This is a genomic window from Zooshikella harenae (assembly GCF_018837975.1).
Classification (GTDB): domain Bacteria; phylum Pseudomonadota; class Gammaproteobacteria; order Pseudomonadales; family Zooshikellaceae; genus Zooshikella; species Zooshikella harenae.
On sequence record NZ_JAGSOY010000018.1, the window covers coordinates 77,794 to 86,242 of the forward strand.

Below are 8,449 nucleotides of genomic sequence, written 5' to 3' on the forward strand. Positions count from 1 at the left end.
AAGATGCTCTTTAGCTTAGCACTGAATAAGCAACTGAGCTTGACCTATGTGTAGCACTTAAGTTTTAAAGTAGAGTGTAAAAGGGGGGGCGCAAGCACTAGGGAACGTAACGCCACTAATACATCAGTAAGCTAATAGGAGTCCTTTGGTATGAAAGCAAGTCAGTTAGCAAAATGGGTAGGTGTTACCACTGAGACGGTACGATTTTATACACGGCAAGGATTGTTGTCGCCACATCGAGACCCTGCAAATGGTTACCATGTATACAATGGAGAAGATAAGCGGCAGTTAAGTTTTATCTTGAGGGCAAGAACATTAGGCTTCAGTTTGAAAGAAATAAAGCAAATATTACAACATGCAAAGCAAGGTGATTCACCATGCCCTATGGTGAGGGATTTGTTGGCCCAGCATATCCCTCAAGTTAAACAGCAAATAGCGGAGTTAAGTGCATTACTTGTCCGTATGGAAACGGCATTGGATCAGTGGATGGCCTTACCTGATGGTGTGCCCAATGGTGATTCTGTTTGTCAGTTGATTGATCATTGGTACCATGAGGATTGAGTGTTTGGTTAGCGGTCTGTCTGCAGTTATAAACTACAGCTGTGTATAATCCCCTTTCATATAAATAGCCTGGTGGTTGTTCAACTATAGTGATAATTGTGCGTGATGATTGTGTTCGCTTGTTAATAAATCAATATAAGTGGAAATGAAGAAGGCTCAGGAAGGCAATCATGTTGGTCAATTTTATCACTTTCTTATTTTGGGTGAGAAAAAAGTTAACTATCCTTTTACGTTGTAGTAAGCCTGTATCTCTTCTCGTGGTTGTTATACAACTTATGGGATGTAATACGGCTGAGTCATTATTTGAGAAGAATAATATTGACGAGCCTAAGATCCCTATCGCTATTGGGGTGATGACGGGAGAACAATATAGTAATTTTTGCAATTTTATGTTGGAAAATGACGCGAATTACTTTAACCCAAGACAGCCACAAACCTGGAAATTTATTTTTACACGTTTTGCTAATGGTTCAGAAGCTAAAATGGTGATTAATGGTCGATTAAGGCGTTTGCAATTAGCTGAAATTCGGGATCAATTTGAAAAGTTTACTGTAAGAGATGAGCCAACCATAAGTGTTGAGTTGATAAAAAACAAAACAGGCAACACTTTAAATTATATGGAATATCATGGCCAATTAACAATACGTCAATTTTCAGGGCAGCTTACATTTGATGTTGTTGGTTCATGTCAAGTTTAGTGTGTTATCTACACTCATAAGCTTATGCAACTGAGGTCAGACAAGACCTCAGTTGCAGGTAATGGATTGATCTAAAAATGTTTATATATAAAACTGTTTATTTAGACTACAACGGACGTCTAATCAAGTCTTCATTGAATAATGCTTGCTCATCCTCTGGTTGACCTGAATGACGTAACATAACCGAAGGCACTTTAGGTTCAACGCCTGTCCATTGCTTTAACATAGCAAAAGCCTTTTGCTGGTCTTCTTCACTGACGGTTAAAATATTGGTGCCATGGTTACCATCCTTAACCCAGAATGTATGAGTACTCCGCTTGGCTGAGTTAGGTAGAAAGAAAGCACCTGCTGTCCATGGGTCTATATCACCATAAAATAACATTAGGTTAGCGCTTTTTAATACGACAAAATTTGCGATATCCCACATAGCACGATAGTCAAAGGTTTGAGAAGGCCACTTTGAGACATAAGGACGATAATTATTAGGATCATACTGTAGTAAATCTGTTAAGTGTCCAGTCATAAGGCGGGGGTAGCCAAGCTGAGTAATTGCTTGATAAAAGTAGGGTTCGTATGTTTCCCGTCCGATATCGCTTAAGAAATACAGTGGCCCCCACTTTTTCATAAAACTAAATAGGTCGGCATCTGTGGCATCAGTAGTGGGTATATCTTTACAGTTAGCAATGTCTCCATATTGCCAGAACTGAAAATACAGTTCGCCTACGGTCATATCCAGTACTTGGTCCAACCCCCCTTTAAGACTAAAATTCATTCCTGTCTCATTACCATAACGCTGAATATAGGCTTTCATAACATCACGTCGTTGCAGCAGTTCGCGCTGGTATTGTTTTAGTACTTTACGGCAGCTAGCGGGTCCGACTTGCTGTTGGAAGGTGACATACCGAGGATCAAGACGCCCAAAACTTTGTGGTGCAACATTTGCCACCGTACCATCAACATCATCAGGATAAAAACGACGATGATAAATTGCTGTCATTCCACCTTTACTACTGCCACGAGAAACCCATTTCCCAGTATAAAAAGGACGTATTGCTGAAACTATTCGATGGTGGTCTGCAGCGGCTTGTTTAATCGTCAGGTATTGCCAGTCTTTGGGGTTGGGGGTGGACTCCGCAAAAAAACGATGCTCTATCTTTAATTGGTTGGCATTAAGTATTTGCGTTAAGTTATACCGGTATGTGCTAACTGAGATAGTATAGCCATTAGTGGCTAAGACCATAGGTGCATTTTTATCACGATGGAGTAAAACCATTCGTTGTTTAAACGTGCCTAGCCAAGGACGATCATGATCAATAGGTTGACTATACCGTATTAAAATATTTTGATAACCCGATGGTGGATTATCGAGCTCTTCGGCTTCCATGCCAGGTATAGCCTGCAAATAGCTCAGTATATCTATATTTTGGGTGAGACTGGCCGGGTGAGTTTGAGCTGAGCTCCAGGTAGAAAAAATAAGCGTCAAGTAAAGGAAAAATAGGCGTATTATTATTCTATTTGTTAGCATAGAGTGAGTTACCTTAATCCATGGTAAAGAATCGTTTATTGGAATAATTATTTGTTTAATTGCGAAAACAGTAACAACAGGTAGTAGATTCCCAAAATTATAATTTTAATGCAAGGACAACCCCTATTGTCCTTGCATGTATGCTTTGAATCTAAGACTTTTTTTCAATAGGTGTACTCAAATTGAAGTATACCCAAAATATCTTATTGAACCCAATAGTGAGCTGTCCAGCCCTTGTCACTGACAATATCATCGCTGGTAAAGTGGACTAATAAACGACCACTTTGGCTGGAAATTGTACCTGGTAGTGAAGAACCATGGTATTGGCCAATCACTGGCGCTGCTGTTGTAGTACCATCATAGATGGTGACAAAGTCATGATTTCTCTCGGTCTTAAATGACTGAAACTGTAGTTTTAATTGACCAGTGGTGCTTGGTTGAATAATAAATTTACAGTCACTATTAACAGGATAATTCCACTGTTGGCTACCGTCGTTGAGCTCTCCTCGATTTTTGGTGAGATACTGTGTGCCTTCACAAAAAGGAATATGATTTAAAGAGGGGCGTGGGGCTGCCCTAACAAAAGCCATGCGTTGGTTAAAATTATAACTACCACGAGGAGCTGGTGATGTTAGTTGAAAGTAACCATTCATGTTACCTCCCCAGCCCCAATTCATGTGAAAGTAATTATTACCATCATGGCCATCGACAATCCAGGCATGACCATCTCTACCACTTAACCCCGTTAAAATAACGACTCGTTTTGCTTTCAACTCTTGAATAATAAGATCACGCCAGGCTTGGTGGTTTTCAAACTGGCTGACATACTCAAAGCCATGGGTAATGTAATTAAAGTGTTTTTCTAAGGCATTTGGGATAAAGCGCATAGGTGCTAAAGATACTCTTGAACCATACAGTGTTTTTACTGCTGTGCCACTCTGAAACATAAGGGTGGCAACATCATTATTTGCAGCTAAAAGCTGGTCAGGCATGTTATTCCAATGATAATACGTTGACCAGTAATCTGTTGAAATAGTATCTTGCTCTGGGTAGGAGTAACTGTTGTTACTATACCCGTGTTCAGGATAATTATGGTATTTCAAAAATTGTGCAATGGCAGTCGCTACACAACCTGTCAGGGATTCGTTGGGTACTAAGTCATTATAGAAACCGTTTTGTGACCATTGTGTTGTTGTTAAAGGCGTAACTGCCGTATTAGTTCGTGAAGGTTGATGACTAATAGCGTTGTGAGAAGTAGGCTTTGAGCTAGGTGGTGTGAAATCTGCAAGCCAGTCCATCAATGGAGAGTGATTTTCCAAAAAAGTCATTTCTCCGTGAGAATCACTAAAAGCTAAAATAGGATTATGCTGTTGTTGTGCAGCGACAATAACAAAGCCGTGATGATTTATTTGGAAAATATAAGCTTTTACTTTGTCATTTTTATCATATTTAGTGAGTTCATGTGTGACTGTGACAGCACCAGTAGAGTATTTATTTTTAAAAAATTGGGTAGCAAGTACTTGGGCTGTAGAATGACTGATATCTGCAGAAAAAGCAGTTGATGTGAAAGAGAGTAAAAAACAGCTCGTTAACTTACTAATAAGATGAGTTTTCTTCGTGTTTTTACTAGTTATTGTTAATTTGAACATAATGCCTTTCCTTGGAAGATATAACACGCGAGATGAATGATGTATTAGGTGAGTACTTTTTTAATCACAATAAATAAGTACTAATGTGCTTTTCTGTTTTTGAATAAATAATATACCCATAATGAAGGGTTTTTATACTCCTTGGGCACAAGGGGGCGACCGTCAAGTGATGAATCAATGATTCGTGAAGGGTATAATTACATAAATGTATCAAATAGCATTAATAAATTCATCAAAAAGGAGAGGGCAATTGCCTATAAAAATAATTCGTGATGAGTATAGGTAGGTGAGTAAGGAACCATGTAAAGTCTTTATGAGTAGGCAGTGCATACCTGATAGAGAACATAACAGGTATACACTGGTGTATTAGCGAAAAGAACTATTCATCATCAAACAACTCTAACCGCCAACTGTTGAGCGTTCCGGTATACCGTGAAAATACATCTTTTACATTCAGATGCCAGATGCCCCCTTGCTGTAAGTTATCTAATTGTATTTCATAGCGGGCTTTAAGATCTCGTTGGCCTTCTTGTGACATGTATTGTTTTAGTAAAAAGCGTTGTCCATTAGGTGGAGTTAAACTGATGGCAATATCACCGATATCTGGATGTGTAATATCGACAGTTACTCTGGCTCGAATAACAGTATTACCTAAACCCACTTTTATATCACTATTAACCCCTTCGAAGTCTCGGTCAGGTATATCAACAGTTGTACTATTGGTGTAGTCAATAACCCGCATTTCATAACTACCCTGAAGAGAAACCTGCTGAAACGCTTCACGACCATAAAGCATAATGTAGTAGGTGCCTGCTTTAGGTTGGTCTATTTGACAAAGTTCATCATTGGTATTTTCGAATGGACGACAATCCCACATGAAGCGGGTTGGTTTGTTTCTATGTCGCATATAAAGATCGACGTTTCCAGTGCCTCCCCATACTTTAAATATCAAATTATGCATACCAAAAGGGACAGGCATTTGGAAAAATAAGGCTTGTGCTTTGTCTGCTGATAGGTCTGATACGGTTTTTTTATGCTCTATTTTTATGACGGAATCATTAGGGGATTGGCAACTAGCATTAACACCAACTTGAGCAAATGCTGATTCGACATCATCAGCGTTAAGCTTTAGGTCTTTAGCCGATTGAACAACCCCACAGCCTGCTTCATTGAACTGAGATTCAGCTCGCCAATAAATTTGGTTTGCCAACATAAAGGGGGTGAAGGCTTTGCGGATATCCCAGCCAGGTGTAGTCGCTAATAAATAAAATGCTTTATTAAAAACACCTGAGGTAAAATGAACATCCAAGCCCCAAGTATAGTCATCAGCATGGTCAATGGAGCGACCATCGAGCGTGGGATCTGCAAAATAACGTAAGGCACCTGTCGTTTTAGTAATGGAGCTGCCTACCATCCAGTCATTTTTCTTATTGAGGTAGTATTCTGCTACTTCACCTGCGATATCGGAGTAGGATTCGTTAATGCCACCAGGTTGTTTTCGGTATATTAAATTTGAATGTTGCTCAGTAAAACCATGTGCCACTTCATGAGAAACCACGTCAAGACTAACTAAAGGGTAAAATGATTTGTAGCCATCGCCAAATGTTACATTACGTCCATCCCAGAATGCATTTTCATAATACCGGCGATAGTGAACTTGTATTGTTAAACGCATTTGTAAAGGAACAATATTAAACCACTCTTCATACATGTTGAGGATCGTTGTACCAAAAAAGTGGGCATCATTTAGAGGTGAAAAAGCACCATTTATGGCTTTATAAGTATTGTTGGCACAGGGGAATTGGTGCACTTTACCACGTGCGGTATTATGGTTGAGATCAACAGTATCAATATAGGGACCTGTCATACGACAGTCGTCGCTAACAGTTAAGTAATCATAATCTGTGCCATAGTGATAAATACCAGTTTTTTCATTTCCTCCTGGACCTGTTGCTTGGCGAGTAGTTAATCCTTGCCAATAATCAATAATGGTTTTATCGTGCGCATCAATAATGTAGAACGGTCGTTTTGGGTTTAAGGTGTGAGCCATAAACGATACAATGTAAACGAGCCGTGCCTTTCCGAGCTTATCAAGATAAATGTACAGGTCTGCTTTTTTATTATTTATAAATGGGCTGTTTATTTTATTTGTTGAGGCATTTAAGGATGACTGATTATGGGAGATGTTTTCTGCTTCAAATGCAATGTTTAATGCCTGTAATGCTGAAAGAGAGGGCTGTATTGATTGAATATCTGATTGAATATCTCTAAGCAAAAAGCCTGAAATATTCAGTAGTTGGTTTTGATGATTGTAACTTGCGACAAGATTTGAGTTCCATACTGGAACGCCTTGATAGTACTGTTGATAACGATGCTTAATAAGCAGCTCACTTACTTTAACACGAGTGATTAGCTGCAAGCTTTCTAATGAAGTTAAATGGCTTAATGTTGTAAGTGATTGAGTTGGCGTTGGTTTGGTTGTTGGAATTAATTCCATTGTTGCGCTATGCGCATAAAAACTGAACGGTAGTGCATAAAAATAGAGTAAACCATATGTTATTTGTTTTATTTTGTTGATAGCACAGAAATGTGTCTGTATACGATTAAATAGCATGTAATTTGTCTCCCTGACAGATAGTGTCCTTGTGCTAAAGAATGTAGACCTGTATTTATGAGTTGCCAAATAACAAAAGTGGCTTATAGTTCGCGATATTGTTAATGTATATTAATAGCTATTAGTTGTTAGCTATGACTCTGAAAAGTATATGAACAATACATATTTTATTGGCGTTCAAGTATAGGGCACCGCTAATAATGCGCTTTTTCCGTGATAGCTGTGTCAGCGCTGAACTCATAGCTCTGTTAGCATGAATACATACTTTAGGCTGCTATCGCTAAACATGCAGTCGCTGTTTATCCCGCATGTATTTTTTTATACACTGTGGTACTCCGTGCAGTGCTTCCTTTCTCTCACAAAAAAATCACTATTTTTAGAGGTGCCCTATAGTAAATAATGAATATAAATAATTTGAGCAAGTCAATTTCTCACTGCCCGCTATGCACTGCAACAGGCTTGCAGCTATATCATCAAGATAAGTATCGAGCCTACATGCAGTGTACTACGTGTAATTTTATTTTTGTTCCTACTTCCTATCATTTAACGGCCGAGGAAGAAAAGAAAATCTATGATCAACACCAGAATGATATTTACGATCAAGGTTATCGTCGTTTTCTGTCTAGAGTTATGAATCCCTTACTTCCCAAACTGGCTGTCAGTGCTAAAGGGTTGGATTTTGGTTGTGGACCAGGACCCGCATTGGCAGCTATGTTGGAGGAAAAAGGATTTTTGATTAATAAATATGATTTATTTTATTACCCTGACAAGTCAGTGTTTAGTCAGCGTTATGATTTTATTACTGCAACGGAGGTTATTGAGCATTTGGCTGACCCGCTATTTTATTTTAAACAATGGTTAGCATTGTTAAAACCTGGAGGATGGCTAGGCTTAATGACAAAACTTGTGACAAATCAACGAGCTTTTGCAAATTGGCATTATATTCGGGATTTAACGCATATTTCTTTTTTTAGTCCTCAAGTGCTTGAGTATCTGAGTAATTGTTATCCGATTGAGTTTGAAATTGTTGGGAATGATGTAATTCTCATTCAAAAGCAACACGCCTCATTTTTGAAATAAGAATATCTGCTTTTAAATGATCATAATTTGTACGGTAGTTTGCTTTTGGTTGTGAAAACAACTTATTATTAGCACACATTAGAGGAAGCTCTAACTGATACCTGTGTCAATTGTAAAGTGTGAATTACTTTTTTATATGGCAATGTGAGAAAGTAATCATATATAACCCATTCAACTTAAGTCTGCTTGTTTTTTGTGCAACTATTCCTGTTGGTTAAGAAACGTCCATCACAAAAAGTTGGCTCTATATGTATTCCTAGGGGGTTATACCAATAACTCCACTAGGTCATTAAGCAAACTTTTCCCACGACGTCTTACGTTA

The 8,449-nt window shown here is 38.5% G+C and carries 6 protein-coding genes; 3 read left to right on the forward strand and 3 right to left on the reverse strand.

Annotation, left to right across the window (positions count from 1 at the left end):
* Positions 1–150: 150 nt before the first annotated feature.
* A complete protein-coding gene (locus tag KCG35_RS09925) occupies positions 151–561 on the forward strand; it encodes a MerR family transcriptional regulator (protein WP_215819540.1) in 411 nt (136 codons plus the stop codon).
* A gap of 170 nt (positions 562–731) precedes the next feature.
* Complete coding sequence (locus KCG35_RS09930; protein WP_215819541.1) at positions 732–1,259, forward strand: hypothetical protein; 528 nt, start codon at positions 732–734, stop codon at positions 1,257–1,259.
* 106 nt (positions 1,260–1,365) lie between these two features.
* On the opposite strand, the gene KCG35_RS09935 is transcribed toward KCG35_RS09930, so the two are convergent.
* The 3 genes from KCG35_RS09935 to KCG35_RS09945 form a co-directional block, all read right to left on the reverse strand.
* Positions 1,366–2,784: a S28 family serine protease gene (locus KCG35_RS09935; RefSeq protein WP_215819542.1), complete on the reverse strand. Its 1,419-nt coding sequence runs from the start codon at positions 2,782–2,784 to the stop codon at positions 1,366–1,368.
* A gap of 203 nt (positions 2,785–2,987) precedes the next feature.
* Complete coding sequence (locus KCG35_RS09940; protein WP_215819543.1) at positions 2,988–4,433, reverse strand: C10 family peptidase; 1,446 nt, start codon at positions 4,431–4,433, stop codon at positions 2,988–2,990.
* A gap of 379 nt (positions 4,434–4,812) precedes the next feature.
* A complete protein-coding gene (locus KCG35_RS09945; protein ID WP_215819544.1) occupies positions 4,813–7,047 on the reverse strand; it encodes a M4 family metallopeptidase in 2,235 nt (744 codons plus the stop codon).
* Positions 7,048–7,446: 399 nt separating this feature from the next.
* Between KCG35_RS09945 and KCG35_RS09950 the strand changes: the two genes are divergently transcribed.
* A complete protein-coding gene (locus KCG35_RS09950; RefSeq protein ID WP_215819545.1) occupies positions 7,447–8,127 on the forward strand; it encodes a class I SAM-dependent methyltransferase in 681 nt (226 codons plus the stop codon).
* Positions 8,128–8,449: the final 322 nt, after the last annotated feature.